The following is a 24,925-nucleotide window of genomic DNA, read 5'->3' on the forward strand; positions in this document are numbered from 1 at the left end:
GGTTCACGACATCAGGCCGGACCAGAAATCGACGCTCCTGGTCGGGCCTGCCGTTCGCGTCCCGCCCGAGCCGAACTGATTGTCCACGTAATCGACCAGGTCGCTGCCGACAACCGCGACGTCGATCCGCACCACCGACAGCACCGGACCGCCGGAGGCTGCCCGGCCGGCGGCCAGGTAGTGGTGGGCGAACACCGGAATCAATTGCGGGACACGGGCGAGTCGATATCGGGCGGTCCGCACTGCGTCCTTCATCCGGACTGGGCGCGGGCCCCAGCCGTCGCCCCAGAACTGACTCCACTCCACGGCGAACAACACACCCTCGACCGGCAATCCCAGCCACTTGTTCAGACTTCTGCGCCCTCCGCGGCGCCAGTCCGGCCATGAGGGACCGACCGGGAGCCGGGCCGCCAGGAACGCCCGGTGCTCGTCGGAGAACTCGAACCCGAAATCGGCTTCGATGCCCGCGAACTCGGCGTCGGACAAACCGCGTTCGACCTCCACCTCGGGCCAACCCAGAGACGAAAGACGTTCAGCGGCTTCGACGCCGAGCCGAGCCGCACCGCTGTCGGCCATGCGCGCTGTGCCGGTCAGAACGTGTGCTGTGGACCCTGGGCCTTCTTGTACAGCGCTTTGAGCATCCGGTCGCGGAATGCCGCGTTGTCGATCAGCTTGACGCCGGCGTTGGCCAGCTTGGGCTGGCCGATCAGCTTATGCATGTAGCGGCCACGCTTGTACTCCCGACCCCACGCCGCTTCCATCCGCTGCGCGTAGTTGGTGAAGTCGTCGGGACCGCCGTTGGTCAACGCCGCGATCGCGCATTCGCCTGCGGCCAAACCGGATTCGAGCGCCTTGGAGATGCCCGCACCCGAGGCGGGCTTGCCCGCTCCCAACGAGTCGCCGGTGAACAGCACGCCCGGACGCCACGGGGGCCACGCGGTGAAGCCCATCGGTAGGCGCCAGGCGCGCACACTCTTGTTCTTCTTGAGCTCCTCGATGGGCGGCAAGTCCCATTCGGGGGGCAGGGTGCGCAGGAATTCGCCCAGGAACTGGGTGGCGTTGATGGACTGCCAGTTCTTGTAGCTGTTGACGTAGCCCAAACCGATGTTGAAGATGCCGTCGCCCATCGGGAAGACCCAGCCGTACCCCGGCAGCTGGTCGCCCTCGAACATCAACTTGAGATAGATGTCCAGTGAGTCGGAGTCCTCGCGGTTGGCCGGCATCTCGGAGCGGATCGCGATCGCCTGATAGCCGTTGTACTGCGAATCGATCTTCAACGCCCGCTTGATCGGCGAGTACGCGCCGTCGGCAGCGATCACCGCGTCCCCGTACACCTTCTCGCCGCCCTTGAGGACCACACCGATCACCCGGCCCGAGGCATCCAATTCGGGGCCGGTGACCTCGGCGCCCTGGCGGATCTCGGCGCCTGCGGACTCGGCGTGCTTGAGCAGCACAGTGTCCAGATGAGTGCGGCTGACGGTGTGGCCGTGATCGGGCATACCGGGACGCTTCGGGAACGACAGCTCCCAGCGACTCGGGCTGAACACCGTGACCCGGTTCACCCGGTGGTAGGTGGCGACCTCGTCGGCCAGGCCCATCTTCTGCAGATAGCTGACCGCGCGGGCGGTCAGTCCGTCACCGCAGGGCTTGTCACGCGGAAACTGTGCCTTGTCACACACCAGCACCTTGGCGCCGGTCTGCGCGGCCTGCCATGCGGCGGCCGAACCGGACGGTCCTCCACCTGCGATGACCAGGTCGTATCGCTGCGTCATAGAACTCTCTCGTCGAGCGGCTGTCGCAGCGATAGTACCCAAACTCGGCCATCTCGGTCCGTGACGGTCTCAGCAGGTCAGCGGCGTCGAGCGGGTACAGTGATCGAGTGCGACGAGGGTCGAGGGCGCGTTCCGCCGATGAGTCGGGTGTCAAGGTGGACGCCCGCAGCGAGCGCTGGCGCGAGCACCGCAAGAAGGTGCGCTCGGAGATCGTCGACGCCGCTTTCCGCGCCATCGACCGGCTGGGCCCGGAAGTGTCGCTGCGCGAGATCGCCGAGGAGGCCGGCACCGCCAAGCCGAAGATCTACCGCCACTTCACCGATAAGTCCGATCTGTTCCAGGCGATCGGGCAACGCATGCGCGACATGTTGTGGGCGGCGATCTTCCCGTCGATCAACCTTTCCACCGACGCCGCCCGCACGGTCGTCTTCCGCGCCGTCGAGCAGTACGTGCGTCTGGTCGACGAGCACCCGAATGTGGTGCGATTTCTGATGCAGGGCCGGTTCGCCGAGCAGAGCGAGTCGACGATGCGGGCCCTCAACGAAGGCCGGCACATCACGTTGGCGATGGCCGACATGTTCAACAACGAGTTGCGGGACATGGAACTCGACTACGCGGCGTTCGAGCTCGCCGGCTTCGCGACGTTCGGCGCGGCGGCCTCGGCGACCGACTGGTGGTTGGGGGCCGAGCGCGACAGCCCTCGCCGGTTGCCGTCGGAGAAGTTCGTCGACTACCTCACGACGATCATGGTCGGCTCGATCAACGGCACCTGTGAGGTGCTGGGCATCAAGATCGACCCGGACGTACCGCTGCACGAGGGTGTCAAGCGCCGCGAACAGGTCGCCTGAAGCGCCGCAACCACTCAACCTGAGCGGTCTGCCTGGTACCGGCGTTCCCAGGTACAGTCACTGCATGACCGTGGCTGAACACGCTGACACCACCTCCGCCGGCCAGACGCCGGTGCGCACGCGCACGTTGATCATCGGTTCGGGCTTCTCCGGACTCGGCATGGGCATCGAACTGCAGCGGCGCGGGGTCGAGTTCCTGATCCTGGAGAAGGCCGACGAGATCGGTGGCACCTGGCGCGACAACACCTATCCCGGCTGTGCGTGCGACATCCCGTCGCACATGTACTCGTTCTCCTTCGAACCCAAGCCCGACTGGTCACACATGTGGTCCTTCCAGCCCGAGATTCAGGACTACCTGCTCGGTGTGACTGCCAAGTACGGGTTGCGGCGCTACATCGAGTTCGGCGCGCACGTCGACCGGGCGATCTGGGACGAAGAAGAGCTGCGCTGGCACGTCTTCACCAAGGACGGACGCGAGTTCATCGCGCAGTTCGTCGTCTCTGGTGCAGGCGGCCTGCACATCCCGCTGATCCCGGACTTCGACGGACTCGACGAGTACGTGGGAGCTGGACGCGTCGCGTTCCACTCCGCGCAGTGGGACCACGACGTCGACCTGACCGGCAAAAAGGTCGCGGTGATCGGGACCGGTGCCAGCGCGATCCAGATCGTGCCCGAGATCGTCGACGACGTCGGAGAACTGCAGCTCTACCAACGCACCCCGGCCTGGGTGATGCCGCGACCGAACAATCCGATCCCCGAGGGCCTGCAGCGGGTGTTCACCACTGTTCCCGGCACCAGGGCCGCGATGCGAGCCGGCATCTACTGGCTGCACGAAGCCGTCGGATTCGCGATGACCAAGCAACCCCGGCTGCTCAAACTCGGGGAGATGGCCGGCAAGTGGAACATCCGCCGATCCGTCAAGGATCGCGATCTGCGCCGCAAACTCACCCCGGACTATCGGGCCGGTTGCAAACGAATCCTCAACTCCGACACCTACTACCGCGGTATCGCCGACCCGAAGACCGAGGTGATCACCGACCGCATCTCCCGATTCAGCCCGCGCGGGATCGTCACTGCCGACGGCCGCGAGCGCGAGGTCGACGTGGTGGTTTTTGCGACCGGGTTCCATGTCACCGACTCCTACACTTACGTCGACATCAAGGGGCCCGGGGGAGAGGACCTCGTGGACCGGTGGAACCGCGAAGGGATCGCCGCGCTGCGCGGGATCACCGTCGCCGACATGCCGAACCTGTTCTTCCTGCTCGGCCCGAACACCGCGCTCGGACACAATTCGGTGGTCTTCATGATCGAGTCGCAGATCCGCTACGCCGCCAAGGCCATCGCCGCCGTCGACAAGGCCGGCGCGCAGGCACTGACGCCGACCCGGTCGGCGCAGGACCGGTACAACGCCGAACTGCAACGCGAGCTCGGCGGCACCGTCTGGAGCACCGGTGGATGCCGCAGCTGGTACCTCGACGAACACGGCGTCAACCGCACCCTGTGGAGCGGGATGACCTGGCAGTACTGGCTGGCCACCAAGCGCTTCAAGGCAGCCGAGTACTCCTTCACCGGCTGAACCGGAGGGCGCTGAACCAGGGAGTGCTACGTCCTGCCAGACCGAGGCGGGCGCCCCTACCTTCGGCCCCATGACACTTCATCGGCCACCCGGCAGCACCCGCGGCGCAGCACCGATCATCGGCGCCCTGACCGCCGCGCTGATCCTGGGCTGCAGCGCCACCGTCGAACCCGACCGGTCGGGCCGGGCCGACATCGGCAACTCCAGCGCCGAGGATGACGCCGGTCCGGCGCATCCCTACGTGGGGATGTGGGTGACCGCCGACGGTCACATCCGCCAGGAACTGCGTTCGGATGGGCGTTACGACGAAGCCAGGGGCGACCGCGCGAGCGCCTACACCGGAAGGTACGAGGTGCGTGGGGACCATATCGACTACTGGGACGACTCGGGGTTCACCGCGGACGGCACCTTCGTCTCCGATGACGAACTGCACCACGGCGGCATGGTCTTCTACCGTCAGCCGGCGTGAAACCCGAGCGCGGAGCGCTCCCGGGCCGGCCGCCACCGCGACGTCTGCGGTGGCTCGGGCGACACGCGACACACAACATCTCGTACTGCGCGGAGATGTCGCACACCAGTTGTAGTGTTGTTGGCGGCGCGGGAGATTTCGCGACGCCACACAAAAAGCCAGGTGAAATGGGGTTCTCGTGAGTGATGGCATCAAGCTGATCGACCGTGTCTCGGCCATCAACTGGAATCGCCTGCAGGACGACAAGGACGCCGAGGTCTGGGAGCGTCTCACCGGAAACTTCTGGCTGCCGGAGAAGGTCCCGGTGTCCAACGACATCCCGTCTTGGAACACCCTGACCGAGCATGAAAAGCAACTGACCATGCGGGTGTTCACCGGCCTTACGCTGCTGGACACCATCCAGGGCACCGTGGGGGCGGTAAGCCTGATCCCGGACGCGCTGACCCCGCACGAGGAAGCCGTCTACACCAACATCGCCTTCATGGAGTCGGTGCACGCGCGCAGCTACTCCAACATCTTCTCCACGCTGTGCTCGACGGCCGAGATCGACGATGCGTTCCGCTGGTCGGAAGAGAACCCCAATTTGCAGCGCAAGGCCGAGATCGTCATGCAGTACTACAAGGGTGACGAACCGCTCAAGCGCAAGGTGGCCTCGACGCTGCTGGAGAGTTTCCTGTTCTACTCCGGCTTCTATCTGCCCATGTACTGGAGCAGCAGGGCCAAGCTCACCAACACCGCGGACATGATCCGGCTGATCATCCGCGACGAGGCCGTACACGGCTACTACATCGGCTACAAGTACCAGCGCGGTCTGGCGTTGGCCGACGAGGCGACCCGGCAGGAGCTCAAGGACTACACCTACGAACTGCTCTTCGAGCTCTACGACAACGAGGTCGAGTACACCCAGGACCTCTACGACGAGGTCGGGCTCACCGAAGATGTCAAGAAGTTCCTGCGCTACAACGCCAACAAGGCCTTGATGAACCTCGGCTATGAAGCGCTCTTCCCGCGTGACGAAACCGACGTCAACCCCGCCATTCTGTCCGCACTGAGCCCCAACGCCGACGAGAACCACGACTTCTTCTCCGGCTCGGGGTCGAGCTACGTGATCGGCAAGGCCGTCAACACCGAAGACGAGGACTGGGACTTCTAGCTCGCCGCGCGCGGTTCCGCGATCACGTCAAGGACGTGCGGTAACGAGGTCACACCGTCGGCCGCCAGGAAGTGGCCCGCGCCGGGAACCACCTGTGCCGAAGTGCCCAGGAGGCCAGCCAGACGATCGGTGTGCCCGGTCGGAACGTAGGGGTCGTCGTCGGAGCGCAGGATGGTCAACGAATCGACATGGTCGGCCAGCCCGGACAGATCCACACCATCGCCGATGAAGTGGTCCAGCACAGGTAGTGCCGGCAACGTGTCGACGAACCCCGCCACCAAAACCAGCGCTGCCAACCGCCACGGACCGGCCATTGACGACAGGTGCCGCAGCACCGTGAGGCAGCCCAGACTGTGGGCGACCACGACCCCACAGCAATCCGGCACGCCGATCGCCTCGGCGGCGACGGTCGCCCACCGGTCCGGTGCCGGCGCCGTGGGCTCGGGTAACTCGGGAACTGTCACAGCGAATCCTCGACCGCCCAGTTGCTCTGCGAGCCAACCGAACCAATGGTCCTGAGGCGTCGCGTGGTAGCCGTGGAAGATGTGGGCTGATCTGTTGGTTGTTGCTGCCATGACGCACGACGGTAAGGGTTGCCGTCAGCGAGAAGGTCAAGTGCGAGGGGCGCAATGCTGATCGGAGAGCTTGCCGCCCGCACCGGAGTCTCGGCGCGGGCGCTGCGGCACTACGAGGACTGCGAAGTTCTGGTGGCGGGCCGCGACGCCAACGGTTACCGGATCTACTCCGAACCCGACGTCGCCCGCGTCCGCCAGATCAAAACCCTGATCGGCGCAGGGCTTTCGATCACCACGATCCGGCGTTACTTCGACTGCGTCCGAGACGGTGACCACGGCGTGACGCTGCGGATGTGTCCTGACCTACGGGCGGAGCTAGACGCGATCGCCGCACGACTGGATGAACAGCAGAACACCCTCGACGCGAAGCGGGCGCGCTTGCGTGGCCTCACTTCCCCGAGTTAAGGGCCGGCGAGTTGAGGACCCGAGCTCCCTGCGTCGACGCGGGCCACACCGGCCCCAATGTTTCGATGGCGCCTGTCATCGCGATGCCGAGTGCGACGGTTCGATCGGAATGGCTGCGCGGATGCTCGTTCCCTCACCCGGGTGGCTGGTCACCGTCAACCGGCCGGCCAGCGCCTCCACCCGGTCGCGCAGACCCACCAGACCGGAGCCGGCGCCCGACAATGCCCCGCCCACGCCGTCGTCGGTGACCGACAGTCGCAGCGATGTCGACCCGTCCGGCTCGCGGTCCAAGCCCACCTGGACGGTCACCGAGTCCGCCTGCGCGTGTTTGGCGACATTCGTCAACGCTTCCGCCACCACGTAGTAGGCCGCGACCTCGACGGGTTCGGGCAGGCGGCCGTCGACCTCGACGGTCACTTCGACCGGTACCGCCGAACGCCGTGCCAGATTGCGCATCGCCGGCCTCAACCCGCCCCGGGACAACACCGCCGGATGCAGGCCACGAGACAACTCCTGCAGATCTCTGTGCAGCCCCGCCAGGCCGTCGACCACAGTCGACAGTTGACCGCGCACCGCGTCGTCCTCGGCGGCGGCTTCGGCCGCCCGCAGCTGCAGGCTCAGCGAGACGATCCGCTGCTGCGCACCGTCGTGCAGATCGCGCTCGAAACCCCGGCGGGCTTCGTCGGCGGCAGCCACGATGCGCGCCCGTGACGCGGTGAGTTCGGCGCGGGTTTCGGTATTGGCGATGGCCGTCGAGATCAGGTCCGCGAAATCTCCGATGTGAGCCTCCGCGCTGTCCGGAAGTGCCAGCGGCGCAGCCGAACCCACCAGCAGAGCGCCTCTGGTCCGGCCGTCGACGATCAACGGCGCGCCCGCCCCGGAGCGGACACCCAGCTCGCGTAAACGGTCCGCGATCTCACCGGGCACCTGGGCATAGTCGTCGATGCGTGCCGGCGCACCGGTGCTACGCACTCTCGAACTGATGCTGTCACCGGTCAGGGAAAACCGGTCTCCCGCCGTGAATCCCGGCTGATCGTAGTTGCCGAGGCCGGCCCGGACCAGGACGTGGTCATCGGGTTCGAACGTCAGCAGCGTGACATGGCCGACTCCGAGGCTGTGCGCGAGTTCGGTGACTGCGACGTGGTACACGTCGGCCAGATCGGCGCCGCGGGCGACCAGGGTGGCCACCCGGCGCAGCGCCGCCTGCTGGGTGCGCGCCGCGCGCAGGCGTTCCTGTTCCTGCTTTCGTTCGGTGACGTCGCGGGCACCGCCTACCAGCACGCCATGGTCGAACACCACATTCCATTCCAGCCACCGCACGGTGCCGTCCCGGCGCAGGCTCCGGTTCTCGAACTGGGCGCCGCCCGCGCGATGCGGCACCGCCGCCAGTGCCACGGCGGTGGCGTCGCGATCATCGGGAAGGATGAACTCGACCAACGGTCGGGCCACCAACTCCTCTGCCGAATAGCCAAGGGCCCGTTCAAAAGCCGGGTTGACCCGGGTGAGCCGGGCCGGCCCGGCTTCGCATGTTCCGATGAACAGCAGATCCGAGGCGACGGCGAAGAAGCGCTCAAGTTCGCGACGGTGGACCTCCAGTTCGGCGGTGATGGCCTCTCGATCACACGCCGCAGCCATCAGCGCCTGCAGCGCGGGCACCATGCGATGAACCCGGCGGACCGACGCCGGCCGCAGACTCCTGGGGACCAGCAACGTTCCGGTGTGATCGGAGCCGTCGAGCAGGGCGATGGCCAGTTCCTCGGCGTCGGCATCCGCCGCGCCGAGTGTGAGCCTGGCCCACGGCAATCCGAGCACCTCGGCGAACCGTCGGCCGGCGTCACGCAGCGCTGGGCCCAGGGCCGGAGCCCGCAGCATCACCCGGGCCAATTCGGCGGCCAGATCGGCCTCATGGCGGCGTTGCTCGGCCTCGGCGGCGCGTAACCGGGCCTGACCCACCAGGGCGTTGGTGAGGAACGCGAGGGTCAGAAAGATGATCAGCGCCGGAACCAGGCTGTCCCGGCCTTCGAGGTGCAGATAGGCGTAGATGGCCGCGCTCGCCAGTGAGGTGGCGATGGCCAAACCGAATCCCCAACCCGCCGACACCACCAAGACACCCAGCAGAAGCAGAGCGCCGAAGGCGTTCTCCGGCGCCACCTTCTTCAGTGCGAACACCGCGAGCACCTCGGCGATCAAAAAGCCGACCGCCACCACGATGCCCAGACCGAGCGGCCGGGCCGGGGACCGCACCACCTGCTCCACAAAGCGGGCGGGCACCGATTGCCAGGTCACCGGCTGATGGTAATCCCGATGTTTCCCGTTAACAGGAATGCCGTCGGCCCGCGGTCCTGACAAGCTGGACGAATGACTGGTCCGCGGTGCTTGATCGTCGATGACAGCGCCGACTTCCGCGAGGCCGCCCGCACAATGCTGGAGCGCGGCGGCATCGTGGTGGTCGGGACCGCCTGCGACGCCGCCGAGGCGCTGCGGCGCGCCGAGGAACTGCACCCCGACGTCGCCCTCGTCGACGTGGACCTGGGCAGCGAGAGCGGATTCGACGTCGCAGCACAGCTGAGCGACGTTCCGGTCATCCTGACCTCCACCCACGATGAGCAGGACTTCGCCGACTTGATCGCCGCCAGCCCGGCACTCGGATTCCTCGCCAAGATGACGTTGTCACCAGGCGCGGTCCGAGAGCTGCTCAACCGCCTCAGCGGCTCTCCAAATACATGATCACCGCGCGGACCCGGCGGTGATCGTCGCCGGTCTCGGGCAGATCGAGCTTGGTCAGAATGCTGCGCACATGCTTTTCCACGGTGCCCTCGGTGACCCATAACCGGCGCCCGATGCCGGCATTGGACAGCCCCTCGGCCATCAGCGTCAGCACCTCGTGTTCGCGAGGGCTCAGCGCGGCCAACGGGTCGTCGCGCTTGCGCGCCGAGACCAACTCCGCCACCAGGGCCGGGTCGACGACCGACGCGCCGTTGGCGATGCGCTGCAACGTGTCGACGAAGTCCGCGACATCGGTCACCCGCGTCTTGAGCAGGTAGCCGATGCCATGGCCGCCGGCCAGCAGCTCCATCGCGTGGTCGACGTCCACGTGCGCCGAAAGCACGACGATGCCGATGTCGGGGGACTCGTCACGGATGACCCGGGCGGCGTCGAGCCCCTCACTGGTGTGCGTGGGCGGCATCCGGATGTCGGTCAGCACCAGCGTCGGGCGCTGTGCCCGCACCGTCTCCAGCAGCGCCACGCCGTCACCGGCCTGCCCGACGACTGCGAAGCCCGACCGCTCCAGCAAGCTGGCAAGTCCCTCGCGCAGCAGCACATCGTCGTCGGCGACGACGACCCTCGGTGCGCTCATCTTTCCTCCGACCCCCGGCGTGAGCATGGCGGCCCCATTCTTGCACCCGCCGAGCCGGCGCAGCGGCGGCCAGCCGCCCGGCGCTGCGGTCTGGGTGCTAGCGGTAACCCGAGACTCCCGGCAGCCGCGACGACGCGCAGCGCGGCCGGTACAAAGCTGACTCCCATGGAGGCTTCCGTGGGACAACCCGTCAGTCGCGTCGAGGGTGTCGACAAAGTGACGGGGAATGCCCGCTACAGCGCCGACACCCGGGTCGAGGGTGTGGTTTACGCGGCCTTGGTCCAGGCGCGGATACCGCACGGCCGAGTCACCGCCGAGTCCCTGGACAGCGCAGCGGCGCGCGCCGGCGCGGCGCGTGGGGTGCTGTATGTGCTGACTCCTACCAATTGCCCACCGCTGCAGGCTCTCCCGAGGGAGCTGACCTGGGATCTGCCGGTTGAGCGGCGGCCACCGCTGTCGGATCTCACCGTGCAGCATGTCGGCCAACACCTGGCGCTCGTGGTCGCCGACTCGCCGGAGAACGCGATGTATGCCGCCTCGTCGATGGACGTGGACTACATCGACGCCCCCGCTGATCTCGACGCCGGCCGGGTCGTCGCATCCGGGGACGTCACCGACGACGATGCCGAGTCGATCCGGCACGGTGCCTATCGCCCGGACCATTTCGTGAAGCTCACCGACGAGAAGCTGCAGGACTTCCGCGGGCCGAGCGCCGAACCCTCAGGCGTCAAGGTCGACCAGACGTACCGCACCGCGATCAACACCCATTACCCGATCGAACTGTCGGCCACGGTTGCGCACTGGGAAGACGGACATCTCACCGTCCACGACTGCACCCGGTGGATCACCGGCGAGCGCCGGGTACTGGCCGCGTATCTGAACATTCCCGAGGACCACGTCCGGGTGGTCTCTCCGTTGGTGGGTGGTGCGTTCGGCTCCAAGAGCTTTCTGTGGATGCACGTGGTGCTGTGTGCCGTCGCCGCCCGCGAGCTATCCCGTCCGGTCAAACTCGTCCTCACCCGTGACCAGATGTTCAGCTCGACCGGACACCGGCCGCGCACCGAACAGCAGGTCACGCTCGTCGCGGATCCGGCCGGTGCAGTCCTGAGCACCGAACATCACACGCTGACCGAGACCTCCACGGTGGCCCACTTCTGCGAACCCGCCGGTCTGTCGACCCGCTTTCTCTATCGGTCCCCGCGGCTGGCGGTGACCCACACGGTCGCTCGGATCCATTCACCGACACCATGTTTCATGCGCGGTCCGGGGGAGGCGCCGGGACTGTTCGCTCTGGAGACGGCGATGGACGAGCTCGCCTGCGCCCTCGGCCGAGACCCGCTGGCTCTGCGGCTGGACAACCTGGCCACGGTGGATCAGACCGACGGGCGGCCGTGGTCGAGCGCGCATCTGGCCCGCTGTTACCGCGCCGGGGCACGTCGGTTCGGCTGGGAAAGTCGACCTCGGCAACCACGCTCGTTGCAACGCAACGGTATACGGGTCGGATGGGGGATGGCCACAGCCACCTACCCGGGACGCAGGATGCCCGCGTGCTGCGGCGTGCAGACCGGGCCGGACGGGCACGTCAGGTTCACTGTCGCCACCCACGAGATCGGCACCGGGGTGCGCACCGTGATGACCCAGCTGGCCGCCGACACCACCGGTCTGCCGTTGTCGCGGGTGAGTTTCGAGTCCGGGGATTCGTCGTTCCCGGACGCCCCCTACAGTGGCGCGTCGCAGACATCGGCGAGCGTGGGCTCCGCGGTGTTCGCGGCGGCCCAGGAGTGGCGGCGAAGGGCGGATGCCCTGCCCTGCAACGCCACCGGGTCGCAACGTGCCGCCGCGCTGTCGTTCACGGCGTCCACCGGTTCGGACCCGAACCAGGACACGGTGTCACAGTCGTTCGGTGCGCACTTCTGCGAAGTCGAAGTCGACGAGCTGATCGGGCGGGCCACGGTGACCCGCTGGGTCGCGGTGATGAACTGCGGCCGGATACTCAACCCGAAACTGGCCGTCAACCAGGTGATGGGCGGGATCCTGTTCGGGCTGGGGATGGCGCTGCTGGAGCAGGTACCCCAGGATCCCCGCACCGGTCGGTCGATGGGCGAATACTACGTGCCGACCCACGCCGACCGGCCGTCGTTCGACATCACCTTCATCGATACCCCGGACTACGGACTGGACCCGATCGGTGTGCGCGGCGTCGGTGAGATCGGTATCTGTGGTGTGCCGGCCGCCATCGGTAACGCGATTTACCACGCCACCGGGAAAAGGCTGCGGCAATTGCCGATAACGGTGGAAGCGCTGCTGGAACCGTTCGACGCCGATCGAGAGGACTGACATGAGCGTCCCGCCAGTCACCCACGACATCGAACTGACGGTCAACGGTCGAGCACACCGGCTGTGCACCGATGTGCGCTCTACCCTGCTCGACGTCCTGCGAGAACGGCTGGCGCTCACCGGAACCAAGAAGGGATGTGACCACGGATTGTGCGGCGCGTGCACCGTCGACGTCGATGACCGACGGGTGCTGAGTTGCCTGATACTCGCGGTGTCGATCGACGGCTGCACCGTGAGAACGGTCGAAGGACTCGCCGACGGCGACCGGCTCGACCCGCTGCAGCAGGCGTTCGTCGACCACGACGGATTCCAGTGCGGCTACTGCACTCCCGGTCAGCTCTGTTCAGCCCGCGCGATGCTGACCGAGTACGCCCGCGGTGACTTGTCCGCCGCATCTTTCGACGGTCCTGCCGACGAGATCACCAGCGGGCCGCGACAGCTGTCGGAAACCGAGATCAGGGAACGGATGGCCGGCAACATCTGCCGTTGCGGGGCGTACGCCAACATCGTCAGCGCCATCACCGCGGTGCACGAGGCATCATGAGGGCCTTCGACTATCGACGGGTCGACACCGTCGAGGCTGCGATCACCGAGGCGTCCGTCCCGGGAGCCCGCTTCTACGCCGGCGGCACCAATCTGCTCGATCTGATGAAGTCGGCTGTGGAGAATCCGACGCGGCTCGTCGACGTCGGAGGTCTCGGTCTCGACCGGGTGGAACTTCGCGACGACGGCACCGTGCTGATCGGCTCCGGAGTCTCCAACAGCGCAGCCGCCAACCACGCTCTGGTGCGGTCCCGGTATCCCGTACTGTCGCAAGCGATTCTGTCGGGAGCGACCACCCAGATCCGGAATATGGCCACCGTCGGTGGCAACCTGATGCAGCGGACGCGCTGCCCGTACTTCATGGACCCTGGTTTCGATCGGTGCAACAAGCGCGATCCCGGATCCGGGTGCGGGGCGCGGGACGGACTGCACCGCGAGCATGCGGTGTTCGGAACCGGCGCGCCCTGCATCGCCGTCCACCCGTCGGACATGGCGGTGGCGCTGGCGGCACTCGACGCGGTGGTGCATGTGAGGGGGCCGCAGGGCCCCAGGGCGATCCCGATCGGTGAGTTCTTCGTGCTTGCCGGTGACCCGCCTGAGCGTGACAATACGGTCGGCGCAACGGAATTGATCACAGCGGTGGAGCTTGCGCCGATCGCCGGACCCAGCCATGGTTGGTATCTGAAGGTGCGGGACCGGCACAGCTACGCGTTCGCACTGGTCTCGGTGGCCGCAACCCTGCGGTTCCACGGTGAGGTCATCGAGCACGCCGCCGTTGCGCTCGGCGGAGTGGCTGCTCGGCCGTGGCGGGTGCCTGCCGCCGAAGCGCTGCTGGTCGGGCGTCCCGCGTCGCCGAAGACGTTCCGGGCGGCCGCCGATGCGCTGCTCGACGGCGCTACGCCACTGCATCAGAATGCGTTCAAGGTCACCCTTGCCGGGAACAGCGTGATTCGAGCGCTGACGGTGGCGGCGGGGCGCCGAGTGAATGCCGGGTGACAGCGGCCCAAACATGGCCCGAACACCCCACTGCGGGTACGCGGCCGCGGGTCCGGGAGAGGACACTGATGCCGTGACCGCCAAGTCCCTGTTCCACTCGATTCTCGACTGGCTACGTGCCGGCTATCCCGGCGGAGTTCCGGGTCCGGACCGCGTGCCACTGCTGGCCCTGTTGCGTGCCACGCCGTTGACCGAGGAGCAGGTCAGACAGGTCATCGCACACCTGACCGAAGAGCGGTCCCCAACGGCTTCAGGCACGGCGATCGACGCCGACGAGATCGAGGCCTTCATCTGCGACGTCACCCACCACGACGCCGGGCCGGAGAACGTCGCGCGGGTGGCCGCCACACTGGCCGCGGCCGGCTGGCCGCTGGCCGGGGTGAACACTGGTGAGACGTCCCTGGGCCAGTCGCCACCGCAGTGAGAGACAGCCGCGACCGGCGGCTACCGCAGTGAGCTGGTGTCGATGACGAATCGGTACCGGACGTCGCTGGCCAGCACGCGCTCGTAGGCCTCGTTGATGTAGTCCGGCTCGATGACCTCGATCTCCGGGGTGACGTCATGCTCGGCGCAGAAGTCCAGCATCTCCTGGGTCTCGGCGATGCCGCCGATCAACGAACCTGCGATGCTGCGCCGCCCGAAGATCAGCGAGCCGGCCGGCACCTGCATCGGATGCTCGGGCATGCCGAGTTCGACGAGGGTTCCATCGAGCTTGAGGAGTTTGAGGTAGTCGTCGAGGTTCAGATTGGCCGAGACGGTGTTGATGATCAGGTCAAAACTGCCCCGAAGGTCTTTGAAGGTGTCGCGATCGCTGGTGGCGCGGTACGCGCTGGCGCCCAATCTCAGCCCGTCTTCCATCTTCTTCAACGACTGGCTGAGCACGGTGACCTCCGCGCCCATCGCAACGGCCAGCTTGACGGCCAGGTGGCCGAGACCGCCCAGGCCGATCACCGCTACCTTCTTTCCCGGACCGGCATCCCAGTGGTGCAGCGGCGAATACGTGGTGATGCCGGCGCACAGCAGCGGCGCCGCCTTGTCCAGCGGAAGGGCATCCGGGATGTTCAACACGTAGTTCTCGTCGACGACGATCGCGCCGCTGTACCCGCCCTGGGTGGGTTCACCGTCACGGCCGACGGCGTTGTACGTACCGACCATCCCGCCGCCGGTGCAGTACTGCTCATCGCCTGCGCGGCACTCAGCGCACTCGCGGCAGGAATCCACGAAGCACCCGACCCCGACCCGGTCACCGACGGCGAACCTGGTGACCTCGGACCCCACCTCGGTGACCACGCCGGCGATCTCGTGGCCTGGCACCACCGGGTAGGCGGCCGGGCCCCATTCCCCGCGCACGGTGTGGATGTCCGAATGGCAGATCCCGGCGTAATGAATGTCGAACGCCACGTCGTGGGATCCGACCTCGCGTCGAGTGACGGTCGTCCTGGTCAACGGCGCGTCGACAGCCGTTGCTGCGTAGGCGGAAACAGTGCTCATCGATACCTCTTGTCTGCATGTGGTCGAGTTGTCTGCATGTGGTCGAGTGGGTTGGCACGTGGTCGGGCGTCAGCCGATGCGGTGGAACGCCACGACGGTGGGAACGCCACGCGGTGTGCCGCGACGATGCGGCCTCTGATATCCAACTTCTTCGGTGGCCCGGTTAGTCCCGGGCGCCACGTCAGTTGATGGGCGCGTTGACCCATCGTAGGTCGGCGAGCATGCCGCGTGCGGCGACGACACTGCCGCCACCCTGGTCGCCCTGCCAGACCTCGTTGTTCACCGCGAACACCCGGCCGTCCCGATAGGCCGACAGTCGCCGCCATGCGTCGCTCTCCAGTACCGCGGGCGCACGTTCGCGGGCTGCAGCCGTGTCGAAGGACACATAGACGATGTCACCGTCGGCGATCGAGAAGTCCGGCGAATCGCCCAGATCCTGGTCGGAGATGCCGACCTCGACGTACGGCCTGTCGGTGAACCGCTGCCCGGCCGGCCGATCCACTCCGACGTCGGCCAGCACGCTGCCGGGAAAACTGTCGGGTCCGAACACCCGCATGGTGGCGTCGGTGAACTGCACGACCGATGCCTGAAAGTGCGTGGCGTCGTTGTCCCGTCCCGTGGTCTCGGCCGCGCGGTCGAACCCCTCGATCACCTCGTCGGCGGCCGCCGCGCGCCCGGTCGCCGCTCCGACGAGCCTCAGGTTGTCCTTCCAGGACGCACCCGCGGGACCGGTGAACACCGTGGGAGCGATCGCCGACAGCTCGGGATGATCGGTCGGGGTCAGCGCGACCGAGCCCAGGATCAGATCGGGTTCGGCTGTCCGGATGGCCTCCAGGTCGGGGTCGCTGCGGCTACCCGCCCCGGGTAGTTCGTGGATGACCGCGCCCAGGTAGGACGGCTGAGCATCGGAACCGTCGGGCAGCGCGGCGGCCACGATCCGGGACTGCAGTCCGAGCGCACACAGTGCGTCGAGCTGATCGCCGGAGAGTACGACGATGCGCTGGGGATCGGCGCGCACCTGCGTCACCTCCGGGATCGGGGGAGAGACACCGTGCCCCGTCGCGTTGCGCACCTCGCGTTCGGGCGGTCCGTCGTCGAGGCGCACCGGCTCGGGCGCACATGACTCGTCGGGTCGGCGGTCATTGCCGAGCACACCCGCACCGGCGACGCGGGTCGTGCTCGTGATGACGGCATTCTGGCCGGCTCCGGTGGCCGGGGTGTCCCCAGCGGAGCCGCACCCGGTGAGCACGACCAGCAGGCCGGCGGTCCCCACCGCGGTCAGGGCCGCCGACCGAGACACCCGGCACCGCGCCCGCACTCCCGTCCACCGCACGCGCCGACGTTAACATCCGGCTGTTTGCGCCTGGTCAGGGTGCGTCACGGGATCGTCACGACGCCAATTACGACGGTTTGTAGGACCACCCCGACCGCGGCGGGCCCGGGGGGTTAGGATTCATACCGAATGTCGGTTCGCCGACTGTTCGATCCGGGTATTCCGGTCAGCGATACGGAAGGTTGGAGGACCAGTTGGTAGCCGAAGCGCCCCCAATCGGAGAACTCGAAGCTCGGCGGCCGTTCCCGGAGCGCCTGGGCCCCAAGGGCAACCTGATCTACAAACTGATCACCACCACCGATCACAAGCTGATCGGCATCATGTATTGCGTCGCGTGCTTCGCGTTCTTCCTCATCGGTGGCCTGATGGCGCTGTTCATCCGCACCGAGTTGGCCGCGCCGGGGCTGCAGTTCCTGTCGAATGAGCAGTACAACCAGCTGTTCACCATGCACGGCACGGTGATGCTGCTGTTCTATGCCACCCCCATTGTCTTCGGGTTCGCCAACCTGGTGCTGCCGCTGCAGATCGGCGCTCCGGATGTGGCCTTCCCCCGGTTGAACGCGTTCTCGTTCTGGCTGTTCCTGTTCGGCGCGTTGATCGCGACGGCCGGCTTCATCACCCCGGGTGGTGCCGCGGACTTCGGCTGGACGGCGTACTCGCCGCTGACCGACGCCATCCACTCACCCGGCGCGGGTGGCGATCTGTGGATCATGGGCCTGGCAGTCGGTGGTCTGGGCACCATCCTCGGTGGCGTCAACATGATCACCACGGTGGTCTGCATGCGTGCTCCGGGCATGACGATGTTCCGGATGCCGATCTTCACCTGGAACATCCTGGTGACCTCGATCCTGGTGCTGCTGGCGTTCCCGATCCTGACCGCCGCGCTGTTCGGCCTGGCCGCCGACCGCCATCTCGGTGCCCACGTCTACGACCCGGCCAACGGGGGTGTGCTGCTGTGGCAGCACCTGTTCTGGTTCTTCGGCCACCCCGAGGTGTACATCATCGCGCTGCCGTTCTTCGGCATCGTCAGTGAGATCTTCCCGGTGTTCAGCCGCAAGCCGATCTTCGGTTACACCACGCTGATCTATGCGACGCTCGGCATCGCGGCGTTGTCCGTGGCGGTGTGGGCGCACCACATGTACGCCACCGGCGCCGTGCTCCTTCCGTTCTTCTCGTTCATGACCTTCCTGATCGCGGTGCCCACCGGGATCAAGTTCTTCAACTGGATCGGCACGATGTGGAAGGGCCAGTTGACGTTCGAGACACCGATGCTGTTCTCGATCGGGTTCATCGCGACGTTCCTGCTCGGTGGGCTCTCGGGTGTGCTGCTGGCCAGCCCGCCGCTGGACTTCCACGTCACCGACAGCTACTTCGTCATCGCGCACTTCCACTACGTGCTGTTCGGGACCATCGTGTTCGCGACCTATGCGGGCATCTACTTCTGGTTCCCCAAGATGACCGGCCGGCTGCTCGACGAGCGGCTGGGCAAGGTGCACTTCTGGTTGACGTTCATCGGCTTCCACACCACGTTCCTGGTGCAGCACTGGCTCGGCGACGAGGGCATGCCGCGCCGCTACGCCGACTACCTGCCCAGCGACGGCTTCACCACCCTCAACGTGGTGTCGACCATCGGCGCGTTCATCCTCGGGCTGTCGACCCTGCCGTTCCTGTGGAACATCTTCAAGAGCTGGCGCTACGGCGAGGTCGTCACCGTCGACGATCCGTGGGGTTACGGCAACTCGCTGGAGTGGGCCACCAGTTGCCCGCCGCCGCGACACAACTTCACCGAGCTGCCCCGGATCCGTTCCGAGCGACCGGCGTTCGAGCTGCACTACCCACACATGATCGAGCGGATGCGCGCCGAGGCGCACGTGGGCCGGGCGCACGGACCCGAGGACGGCGACGTGACCCGACTCGACCACGAGAACGTCCGTACCTGACCGAGCACGTGGGCGGCACCCAGGGCGTGAGCGAAGCGCACTACTCGACTGAGGGCATCTCGCGGCACCCGGCGTCGCTGCTGATCACCGTCACCGGGCGCGATCAGCCAGGCGTCACCTCAGCGCTGTTCGAGGTGTTGGCGCGACACCGGGTCGCGCTGCTCAACGTCGAACAGGTCGTCATCCGCGGGCGGCTGACACTCGGTGTGCTCGTCGCCACCGACCCCGTCGTCGCGCGGGGATCCGAACTGCGCGCCGAGGTCGAGGCCGCCATCCACGCGGTCGGCCTCGAGGTCACCATCGAAAGCAGCGACGGGCTTCCGGTCATGCGGGAACCGTCCACCCACACGATCGTGGTCCTCGGCCGCCCGATCAGCGCGGGGGCCTTCGCCGTCGTCGCCCGGGAAGCCGCCGCCCTCGCGGTGAACATCGATTTCATCCGCGGAGTGTCGGACTATCCGGTGACCGGCCTGGAGTTGCGGGTGTCGGTGCCCACCGGCGTCTATCGCCAGTTGCAGGCGGTGCTGGCGCGGGTCGCGGTGGAGGAGGGCGTCGATATCGCCCTGGAGGACTACAGCCTGTCGCGGCGTGCCAAGCGACTGATCGTCTTCGACGTGGATTCCACGCTGATCCAGGGCGAGGTCATCGAGATGCTGGCCGCGCACGCCGGGGCCGAGGCGGCGGTGGCCGAGGTCACCGAGGCGGCAATGCGCGGTGAGCTCGACTTCGCCGAGTCGCTCCATCGGCGGGTGGCGACCCTGAAAGGTCTGCCGGCGTCGGTGCTCGACGACGTCGCCGAGCAGATCGAACTCACCCCCGGCGCACGCACCACACTGCGAACGCTGCGCCGACTCGGATACCACTGTGGCATCGTGTCCGGCGGTTTCCGCCAGGTGATCGAACCACTCGCGCACGAGCTGATGATGGACTTCGTCGCGGCCAACGAACTGGAGATCGTCGACGGAAAGCTCACCGGCCGGGTGGTCGGCGATGTCGTCGACCGGCCGGGAAAAGCCAAGGCGCTGCGCGATTTCGCGCAACAGGCCGGCGTGCCGATGGAGCAGACGGTGGCAGTCGGCGACGGCGCCAACGACATCGACATGCTGTCGGCCGCCGGACTCGGCGTGGCATTCAACGCCAAGCCGGCGCTGCGCGAGGTCGCCGACGCATCGTTGAGCCATCCCTATCTGGACACTGTGCTGTTCATCCTCGGGGTGACCCGCGGCGAGATCGAGGCGGCGGATGCTCTCGACGGTGTCGTGCGCCGCGTCGCGATCCCGGACTAGCGTCGCTCAGACCACCACGGCGGCGGGTTCCGGACCCGCGAGCCCGGTGACCGTGCGCCACGCCCGGGCCAACACCTCGACCGCGGCCACGAGTTCGTCGTCGGGCAATGTGTACGGGACCCGGATGAAACGCTCCAGGGTGCCGTCGACTCCGAATCGGGGCCCGGGAGGAATCTCGAGTCCTATGCGTGCGGCGGCCGCCGACAACGCCGAGCTCATCGGAGCGGGTAGCCGCACCCACAGCGACATGCCGCCCTTTCCCGGTGCCGGGCGCCAGTCCGGAAGGTGCTCGGCGAGCAGGTGCAGCAGTAGGGCCCGACGGGAGCGCAGGATGTCGCGGCGTTCGGGCAGCACCTGGTCGGCGGCCGCCAGCAGCTCTGCGGCGGCCAGCTGTTCCAGGATCGGTGTGCCCATGTCGATCGCCGGCCGTTGCGCGGCGATGGTGGCCAGCGTGCTGCGGTCGGCTCGGATCCATCCGATGCGCAGGCCGCCCCAGAACGACTTCGACATGGACCCGACCGTCAGCACGAGGTCGCGGCGACCGGTCATGGATGCGGCCAGCGGGGCGGGGACCTGCTCGTCGAGCCACATGTCGGTGATGGTCTCGTCGACGATGGTCCGGGTGCGGGTGTCACTGATGATGCGGGCCAACCGGTTTCGTTCCGGCACAGGCATCGTCATGCCGGTGGGGTTCTGGTTGTCGGGGATCAGATAGGCCAGATTGGGTGCCAGTTGCCGGACGGCGGCCTCCACCGCGTCGAGTTCCCAACCGTCGGGCGCCATTGCCACCGGGACCGGCCGCAGGCCCCGCGAGGCCATTGCCGCCAGCGCTCCGTGATAGGTGGGCTGCTCGACGAGCACGCGGTCGTCGGGCTGGGTGTAGGTGGCCAGAATCAGCCCGATTGCATGGAGCGCCCCCGTGGTCACCATGACCTCGTCAGGGTCGGTCGGCAGCCCGCGGTCGCAGTAGCGTTGCGCGATCGCTGAGCGCAATGGCGGCACTCCGGTCAACTCGATACCGATGTCGTGCAGATACGGGGTGACCTCGTGCGCCGCTTCGAGGAAGGCGCGCGAGGTGATGGCCGCCGGGGCAGCCAGGGTGGCGGCCGCCAGGTTGGCCGTCGCGGCGGCCGGCGGCGCCGTCGGCACGGGGCGCAGCGGAAGGGCGGTGGTACTGCGGGCGCCCCGCCGCGCGTGGAGGTAACCGTCGTCGCGCAATTGCGTGAACGCCGCCGTGACGGTGGTGCGAGACACCCGCAGCGCATCAGCCAGTACGCGCTCGCTGGGCATTCGCGCACCGACCGGGAGGCGACCGTCGATGATCAGGAGCCGCACCGCGTCGGCGAGACCGTGGTAGGCAGGTCCGCTGCCACTTGATGTCCGCCAGTTTCCGAGTTCACGAACCAAAAGGTCCACATCCAGGGATCTGGCTGCAATTGCTTCAGTCATTGATGGCCAGTATCGCCCAACTGGATATTGATAGGCAAGCCACTTGACCGTGATCATTGGCCACATGACTCACTGGTTATCGCGACTGGGCCAGCGACTGGCCGACCTCTACTACCTGCCGTCGATCGGATCCACCCTCGACGAACGCGACTCCGACGCACGACGGGTGCACAACGAACTCGACGCCATCCGGATGCACTTTCCGGACCACGCCTAGTGACGGCCCGCAACCACGCGGCGATCCGGGGCGCGGCGCTGCTCGCCGGGCTCATCGGGTACGGGGTGTCGATGGCGATGATGGTCCAGGCGGGCCTCGGCCTTGACCCCTGGGACGTCTTTCACCAGGGACTCGCCGGGCGAACAGGCATGACGATCGGTCTGGCCTCGGCGGTGGTGGGGGTGGCGGTGCTACTGGCCTGGATCCCGCTACGCAACCGACCCGGGATCGGCACCATCGCCAACGTCATCGTCATCGCGGTGACCGTCGACGTCGCGTTGTTCTTCATTCCGGCGCCGACAACACTGCCCGTCCGGACGGCGTTGATGCTGGCGGCCGTCATCGTGAACGCGTTCAGCACGGTGCTCTACATCGGCGCGGGCCTCGGTGCCGGTCCACGCGACGGCCTGATGACCGGTCTGGTGGTCCGCACCGGGATGTCGGTGCGGGTGGTCCGCACCGGCATCGAGGTGGCCGTCCTGTTCGTGGGCTGGCTGCTGGGCGGCACCGTCGGTGTCGGCACCGTCGTGTACGCCTTCGGTATCGGCCCGCTGGTGGGGGTGTTCGTCCGGTTGACACCACCGCGGGTACTGGCCGTCAGCGGCTGGGCGCGGGTGGATCGAGCGCAGCGCGCCGGCACCGGTGACCGGGGCGCGCCGCGCGGCGCCCTCGGAGTCGCCGGCGGCTGAATCGGTCCGCAACGGCGCCTACGGCCGGCCGGGCACGCCCTGACTACGATGGGCGGGTGCCAGTCGACGACAGGTCCGATGACGTGAATGACCCGGTGCCAGCAGCCGACCCCGACCTGTTGATCGACTTCGCCAAGGTCACGCTGCGCCGCAACGGCCGATTGCTGGTGGGGCCGGTGACCTGGTCGGTCGAACTCGACGAGCGGTGGGTCGTGATCGGCCCCAACGGGGCCGGCAAGACCTCACTGTTGCGCATGGCGGCAGCGATGGAGCATCCCTCCTCGGGCACGGCCTACGTGCTCGGTGAACGACTGGGTCGTGTCGACATGTCGGAACTGCGCTCGCGGGTGGGCCTGAGCAGTGCGGCGCTGTCCCCGCGCATCCCGGACGACGAGACGGTACGCGACCTGGTGGTGTCGGCCGGCTACGCAGTCCTGGGCCGGTGGCGGGAGAAGTACGACGATGTCGACTACGAGCAGGCGGTCGACATGCTGGAGAGCGTCGGCGCCGAGCACCTGGCCGAGCGCACCTTCGGCACCCTGTCCGAGGGTGAGCGCAAGCGGGTGTTGATCGCCCGTTCCCTGATGACCGACCCGGAGCTGCTGCTGCTCGACGAGCCGGCAGCGGGACTCGATCTGGGCGGGCGCGAGGAACTGGTGGCGCGGATGAGCGACCTGGCCGCCGATCCCGACGCGCCGGCGCTGGTCTTGGTCACCCACCACGTCGAGGAGATCCCGCCGGGCTTCTCGCACTGTCTGATCCTGTCCGAAGGCAAGGTGGTCGACTCCGGTCTGCTCGACGATGTGCTCACCGCCGAGAATCTGTCCAAGGCCTTCGGGCAGTCCATCGCGCTCGACGACATCGACGGACGCTACTTCGCGCGCCGCACCCGCAGCCGCGCCGCACACAGGAGACGTGCATGACCAACCCCGATCCGCTGGTGCCCCGCCCCGCCGCGACGGTGATGCTGATCCGGGACCAGACCCACGGCATCGGTAAGGGCCTCGAGGTTTTCCTGATGCGCAGGCATTCGGCCATGGAGTTCGTCGCCGGCGTGATGGTGTTTCCGGGCGGCGGGGTCGACGACCGGGACCGCACCGCTGACGTCGCCTGGCACGGACCCGACCAGCACTGGTGGGCCGAGCGGTTCGGCGTGGACCCGGAGCTCGCCGCGGCGCTGGTGTGTGCCGCGGCCCGGGAGACGTTCGAGGAGTGCGGGGTGCTGTTCGCCGGTGCCGCCGACGATCCGGACCTGCTGGTCGACGACGCGTCGGTGTATCGCGACCAGCGCGCGGCGCTGGAGAACAAGTCGTTGTCCTTCGGCGAGTTCCTGCGCTCGGAAAAGCTGATGTTGCGAGCCGATCTGCTGCGTCCGTGGGCCAACTGGGTGACACCCAAGGAGGAGCGCACCCGGCGCTACGACACCTACTTCTTCGTCGGTGCGCTGCCGCAGGGGCAGCGGGCCGACGGCGACAACACCGAGACCGACAGGGCCGACTGGGTCACGCCGCAGGCCGCCCTCGACGATTTCGCCGAGGGGCGCAGCTTTCTGCTCCCCCCGACATGGACACAGCTGGACGCGCTCAACGGACGCACCGTGGCCGAGGTGCTCGCGGTGGAGCGCCGGATCGTCGCGGTCGAACCGTCGCTGGCCGCCCGGGAGGGCGGCAACTGGGAGATCGAGTTCTTCAACAGCGACCGCTACAACGAGGCCCGCAACAGGCGCGCACCCCAGGGTTACACCGATGGGGCGCCGCTCGCGTGAGGGAGTTCGTCAGCGTCGTGGTCCCCGAGCCGGAGGGCCCGGCCGGTGCCGACCACCGTCGCGTCGCGACGCTGTTGCTCTCGCGTCCCCCGACCAACGCACTGACCCGGCAGGCGTACCGGGAGATCGGTACGGCCGCTGCCGAGTTGTGCCACCGCGACGACGTCTCGGCGGTCATCGTGTTCGGCGGACACGAGATCTTCTCCGCCGGCGAGGACATGCCCGAGCTGCAGACGCTCACCGTCGAGGAGAGCGCGGCCGCCGAACAGGTCGCCGAGGACGCCATCGGCGCGCTGGCGTCGCTGCCGAAACCCACGGTGGCGGCTGTCACCGGCTACGCACTCGGGGCCGGGCTGGACCTGGCGCTGGCCGCCGATTGGCGGATCAGCGGAGACAACGCCAAATTCGGTGCGACCGAAATTCTCGCCGGGCGGGCACCGCAGCGCACCGCCGCGGCCCGGCTCGTCGCTGCCATCGGTCACAGCAAGGCCAGAGATCTGGTGTTCAGCGGTCGTTTCGTCGATGCCCGTGAAGCGCTCCAGCTGGGGTTGATCGACGAGATGGTGGCCCCGGACGCGGTCTACGACGCGGCGCTGGCGTGGGCGGCGCGGTTCGCGGACTATCCCGGGGAGGTCCTGGCCGCGGCGAAGGGTTCGTTCACCCGCCGTGACGGTCGCAGCGCCGACGGACGTTAGGCTGCCCTGCATGACGGAAACAAAGGAA

At 67.5% G+C, this 24,925-nt stretch carries 25 protein-coding genes; 17 read left to right on the forward strand and 8 right to left on the reverse strand.

Features of this window, described 5'->3' with window-relative positions; genetic code table 11:
- Nucleotides 1-3 precede the first annotated feature (3 nt).
- Together ACNUDN_RS09610 and ACNUDN_RS09615 are read right to left on the reverse strand one after the other, a co-directional pair.
- Nucleotides 4-576 carry a hypothetical protein gene (locus ACNUDN_RS09610; protein ID WP_419121725.1) on the reverse strand — a complete coding sequence of 191 codons (573 nt, stop codon included), beginning with the start codon at nt 574-576 and terminating at the stop codon, nt 4-6.
- 14 nt (nt 577-590) lie between these two features.
- The gene (locus ACNUDN_RS09615) at nt 591-1,772 is read right to left on the reverse strand and encodes an NAD(P)/FAD-dependent oxidoreductase (protein WP_419121726.1); all 1,182 of its coding nucleotides are present in this window, start codon (nt 1,770-1,772) and stop codon (nt 591-593) included.
- A gap of 107 nt (nt 1,773-1,879) precedes the next feature.
- Between ACNUDN_RS09615 and ACNUDN_RS09620 the strand changes: the two genes are divergently transcribed.
- The 4 genes from ACNUDN_RS09620 to nrdF all read left to right on the forward strand — a co-directional run bounded on the left by ACNUDN_RS09620 (nt 1,880) and on the right by nrdF (nt 5,818).
- A complete protein-coding gene (locus tag ACNUDN_RS09620) occupies nt 1,880-2,620 on the forward strand; it encodes a TetR/AcrR family transcriptional regulator (RefSeq protein WP_419121727.1) in 741 nt (246 codons plus the stop codon).
- Between the two features lie 64 nt (nt 2,621-2,684).
- On the forward strand, nt 2,685-4,196 hold the full coding sequence (locus tag ACNUDN_RS09625; RefSeq protein WP_419121728.1) for a flavin-containing monooxygenase: 1,512 nt from the start codon (nt 2,685-2,687) through the stop codon (nt 4,194-4,196).
- Nucleotides 4,197-4,266: 70 nt separating this feature from the next.
- Nucleotides 4,267-4,665 (forward strand): Atu4866 domain-containing protein, encoded by a 399-nt coding sequence (locus ACNUDN_RS09630; protein ID WP_419121729.1) that lies wholly within the window; start codon nt 4,267-4,269, stop codon nt 4,663-4,665.
- A gap of 190 nt (nt 4,666-4,855) precedes the next feature.
- Entirely contained in the window at nt 4,856-5,818 is a 963-nt protein-coding gene (gene nrdF / locus ACNUDN_RS09635; RefSeq protein ID WP_431961108.1) for a class 1b ribonucleoside-diphosphate reductase subunit beta, read from the forward strand.
- On the opposite strand, the gene ACNUDN_RS09640 is transcribed toward nrdF, so the two are convergent.
- A complete protein-coding gene (locus ACNUDN_RS09640; protein WP_419121730.1) occupies nt 5,815-6,393 on the reverse strand; it encodes an RBBP9/YdeN family alpha/beta hydrolase in 579 nt (192 codons plus the stop codon). The two genes, nrdF and ACNUDN_RS09640, sit on opposite strands and share 4 nt — an antisense overlap.
- A 54-nt stretch (nt 6,394-6,447) precedes the next feature.
- On the opposite strand from ACNUDN_RS09640, the gene ACNUDN_RS09645 reads away from it, so the two are divergent.
- Nucleotides 6,448-6,798 carry a MerR family transcriptional regulator gene (locus ACNUDN_RS09645; protein ID WP_419121731.1) on the forward strand — a complete coding sequence of 117 codons (351 nt, stop codon included), beginning with the start codon at nt 6,448-6,450 and terminating at the stop codon, nt 6,796-6,798.
- A 75-nt stretch (nt 6,799-6,873) separates the two neighbouring features.
- Here ACNUDN_RS09645 and ACNUDN_RS09650 read toward each other — a convergent pair whose 3' ends face one another.
- Nucleotides 6,874-9,084: a PAS domain S-box protein gene (locus ACNUDN_RS09650; RefSeq protein ID WP_419121732.1), complete on the reverse strand. Its 2,211-nt coding sequence runs from the start codon at nt 9,082-9,084 to the stop codon at nt 6,874-6,876.
- 72 nt (nt 9,085-9,156) lie between these two features.
- Here ACNUDN_RS09650 and ACNUDN_RS09655 point away from each other — a divergent pair, with 72 nt between their 5' ends.
- Nucleotides 9,157-9,525, forward strand: a complete 369-nt coding sequence (locus ACNUDN_RS09655; RefSeq protein WP_419121733.1) for a response regulator — start codon at nt 9,157-9,159, stop codon at nt 9,523-9,525.
- Here ACNUDN_RS09655 and ACNUDN_RS09660 read toward each other — a convergent pair.
- Nucleotides 9,503-10,156, reverse strand: coding sequence for a response regulator (locus ACNUDN_RS09660; RefSeq protein WP_419121734.1), 654 nt, complete (start codon nt 10,154-10,156; stop codon nt 9,503-9,505). The two genes, ACNUDN_RS09655 and ACNUDN_RS09660, sit on opposite strands and share 23 nt — an antisense overlap.
- Before the next feature lie 165 nt (nt 10,157-10,321).
- Here ACNUDN_RS09660 and ACNUDN_RS09665 point away from each other — a divergent pair, with 165 nt between their 5' ends.
- The 4 genes from ACNUDN_RS09665 (at nt 10,322) to ACNUDN_RS09680 (ending at nt 14,456) form a co-directional block, all read left to right on the forward strand.
- A complete protein-coding gene (locus tag ACNUDN_RS09665) occupies nt 10,322-12,493 on the forward strand; it encodes a xanthine dehydrogenase family protein molybdopterin-binding subunit (protein WP_419121735.1) in 2,172 nt (723 codons plus the stop codon).
- A gap of 1 nt (nt 12,494) precedes the next feature.
- Nucleotides 12,495-13,037, forward strand: a complete 543-nt coding sequence (locus tag ACNUDN_RS09670) for a (2Fe-2S)-binding protein (protein WP_419121736.1) — start codon at nt 12,495-12,497, stop codon at nt 13,035-13,037.
- Entirely contained in the window at nt 13,034-14,032 is a 999-nt protein-coding gene (locus ACNUDN_RS09675; protein WP_419121737.1) for an FAD binding domain-containing protein, read from the forward strand. The genes ACNUDN_RS09670 and ACNUDN_RS09675 overlap by 4 nt, the downstream gene beginning before the upstream one ends.
- A 73-nt stretch (nt 14,033-14,105) precedes the next feature.
- Nucleotides 14,106-14,456 (forward strand): DUF3349 domain-containing protein, encoded by a 351-nt coding sequence (locus tag ACNUDN_RS09680; protein WP_419121738.1) that lies wholly within the window; start codon nt 14,106-14,108, stop codon nt 14,454-14,456.
- A 20-nt stretch (nt 14,457-14,476) separates the two neighbouring features.
- Here ACNUDN_RS09680 and ACNUDN_RS09685 read toward each other — a convergent pair whose 3' ends face one another.
- Both ACNUDN_RS09685 and ACNUDN_RS09690 read right to left on the reverse strand, forming a co-directional pair.
- A complete protein-coding gene (locus ACNUDN_RS09685) occupies nt 14,477-15,523 on the reverse strand; it encodes an NAD(P)-dependent alcohol dehydrogenase (protein ID WP_419121739.1) in 1,047 nt (348 codons plus the stop codon).
- A 181-nt stretch (nt 15,524-15,704) separates the two neighbouring features.
- Nucleotides 15,705-16,856, reverse strand: coding sequence for an iron-siderophore ABC transporter substrate-binding protein (locus tag ACNUDN_RS09690; RefSeq protein WP_419121740.1), 1,152 nt, complete (start codon nt 16,854-16,856; stop codon nt 15,705-15,707).
- Nucleotides 16,857-17,050: 194 nt separating this feature from the next.
- Here ACNUDN_RS09690 and ctaD point away from each other — a divergent pair, with 194 nt between their 5' ends.
- Nucleotides 17,051-18,796, forward strand: a complete 1,746-nt coding sequence (gene ctaD / locus ACNUDN_RS09695; RefSeq protein ID WP_419121741.1) for an aa3-type cytochrome oxidase subunit I — start codon at nt 17,051-17,053, stop codon at nt 18,794-18,796.
- Nucleotides 18,797-18,852: 56 nt separating this feature from the next.
- On the forward strand, nt 18,853-20,082 hold the full coding sequence (gene serB, locus ACNUDN_RS09700) for a phosphoserine phosphatase SerB (RefSeq protein ID WP_419125089.1): 1,230 nt from the start codon (nt 18,853-18,855) through the stop codon (nt 20,080-20,082).
- A 6-nt stretch (nt 20,083-20,088) separates the two neighbouring features.
- On the opposite strand, the gene yczR is transcribed toward serB, so the two are convergent.
- On the reverse strand, nt 20,089-21,531 hold the full coding sequence (yczR, locus tag ACNUDN_RS09705) for a MocR-like transcription factor YczR (RefSeq protein ID WP_419121742.1): 1,443 nt from the start codon (nt 21,529-21,531) through the stop codon (nt 20,089-20,091).
- A gap of 64 nt (nt 21,532-21,595) precedes the next feature.
- Between yczR and ACNUDN_RS09710 the strand changes: the two genes are divergently transcribed.
- From ACNUDN_RS09710 to ACNUDN_RS09730, 5 genes are all read left to right on the forward strand, one after another.
- Nucleotides 21,596-21,748 (forward strand): hypothetical protein, encoded by a 153-nt coding sequence (locus tag ACNUDN_RS09710; RefSeq protein ID WP_419121743.1) that lies wholly within the window; start codon nt 21,596-21,598, stop codon nt 21,746-21,748.
- Nucleotides 21,749-21,819: 71 nt separating this feature from the next.
- On the forward strand, nt 21,820-22,437 hold the full coding sequence (gene yczE / locus ACNUDN_RS09715) for a membrane protein YczE (RefSeq protein ID WP_419125090.1): 618 nt from the start codon (nt 21,820-21,822) through the stop codon (nt 22,435-22,437).
- 83 nt (nt 22,438-22,520) lie between these two features.
- On the forward strand, nt 22,521-23,360 hold the full coding sequence (locus ACNUDN_RS09720; RefSeq protein WP_419125091.1) for an ABC transporter ATP-binding protein: 840 nt from the start codon (nt 22,521-22,523) through the stop codon (nt 23,358-23,360).
- Complete coding sequence (locus ACNUDN_RS09725) at nt 23,357-24,202, forward strand: NUDIX hydrolase (RefSeq protein ID WP_419121744.1); 846 nt, start codon at nt 23,357-23,359, stop codon at nt 24,200-24,202. Before ACNUDN_RS09720 ends, ACNUDN_RS09725 begins: the two co-directional genes overlap by 4 nt.
- Nucleotides 24,199-24,897, forward strand: coding sequence for an enoyl-CoA hydratase (locus ACNUDN_RS09730; RefSeq protein ID WP_419121745.1), 699 nt, complete (start codon nt 24,199-24,201; stop codon nt 24,895-24,897). The genes ACNUDN_RS09725 and ACNUDN_RS09730 overlap by 4 nt, the downstream gene beginning before the upstream one ends.
- Nucleotides 24,898-24,925 lie beyond the last annotated feature (28 nt).

This window comes from Mycobacterium sp. smrl_JER01 (genome assembly GCF_048513595.2).
In the GTDB taxonomy this organism is placed as follows: domain Bacteria; phylum Actinomycetota; class Actinomycetes; order Mycobacteriales; family Mycobacteriaceae; genus Mycobacterium.

Bases quoted from the DNA above. Each gene is read 5' to 3' on its own strand.
- ACNUDN_RS09610 (WP_419121725.1), bottom strand. From the start codon at position 576: ATGGCCGACAGCGGTGCGGCTCGGCTCGGCGTCGAAGCCGCTGAACGT.
- ACNUDN_RS09615 (WP_419121726.1), bottom strand. From the start codon at position 1,772: ATGACGCAGCGATACGACCTGGTCATCGCAGGTGGAGGACCGTCCGGT.
- ACNUDN_RS09625 (WP_419121728.1), top strand. From the start codon at position 2,685: ATGACCGTGGCTGAACACGCTGACACCACCTCCGCCGGCCAGACGCCG.
- ACNUDN_RS09630 (WP_419121729.1), top strand. From the start codon at position 4,267: ATGACACTTCATCGGCCACCCGGCAGCACCCGCGGCGCAGCACCGATC.
- ACNUDN_RS09640 (WP_419121730.1), bottom strand. From the start codon at position 6,393: ATGGCAGCAACAACCAACAGATCAGCCCACATCTTCCACGGCTACCAC.
- ACNUDN_RS09645 (WP_419121731.1), top strand. From the start codon at position 6,448: ATGCTGATCGGAGAGCTTGCCGCCCGCACCGGAGTCTCGGCGCGGGCG.
- ACNUDN_RS09655 (WP_419121733.1), top strand. From the start codon at position 9,157: ATGACTGGTCCGCGGTGCTTGATCGTCGATGACAGCGCCGACTTCCGC.
- ACNUDN_RS09660 (WP_419121734.1), bottom strand. From the start codon at position 10,156: ATGAGCGCACCGAGGGTCGTCGTCGCCGACGACGATGTGCTGCTGCGC.
- ACNUDN_RS09665 (WP_419121735.1), top strand. From the start codon at position 10,322: ATGGAGGCTTCCGTGGGACAACCCGTCAGTCGCGTCGAGGGTGTCGAC.
- ACNUDN_RS09670 (WP_419121736.1), top strand. From the start codon at position 12,495: ATGAGCGTCCCGCCAGTCACCCACGACATCGAACTGACGGTCAACGGT.
- ACNUDN_RS09675 (WP_419121737.1), top strand. From the start codon at position 13,034: ATGAGGGCCTTCGACTATCGACGGGTCGACACCGTCGAGGCTGCGATC.
- ACNUDN_RS09685 (WP_419121739.1), bottom strand. From the start codon at position 15,523: ATGAGCACTGTTTCCGCCTACGCAGCAACGGCTGTCGACGCGCCGTTG.
- yczR (WP_419121742.1), bottom strand. From the start codon at position 21,531: ATGACTGAAGCAATTGCAGCCAGATCCCTGGATGTGGACCTTTTGGTT.
- ACNUDN_RS09710 (WP_419121743.1), top strand. From the start codon at position 21,596: ATGACTCACTGGTTATCGCGACTGGGCCAGCGACTGGCCGACCTCTAC.
- yczE (WP_419125090.1), top strand. From the start codon at position 21,820: ATGGCGATGATGGTCCAGGCGGGCCTCGGCCTTGACCCCTGGGACGTC.
- ACNUDN_RS09725 (WP_419121744.1), top strand. From the start codon at position 23,357: ATGACCAACCCCGATCCGCTGGTGCCCCGCCCCGCCGCGACGGTGATG.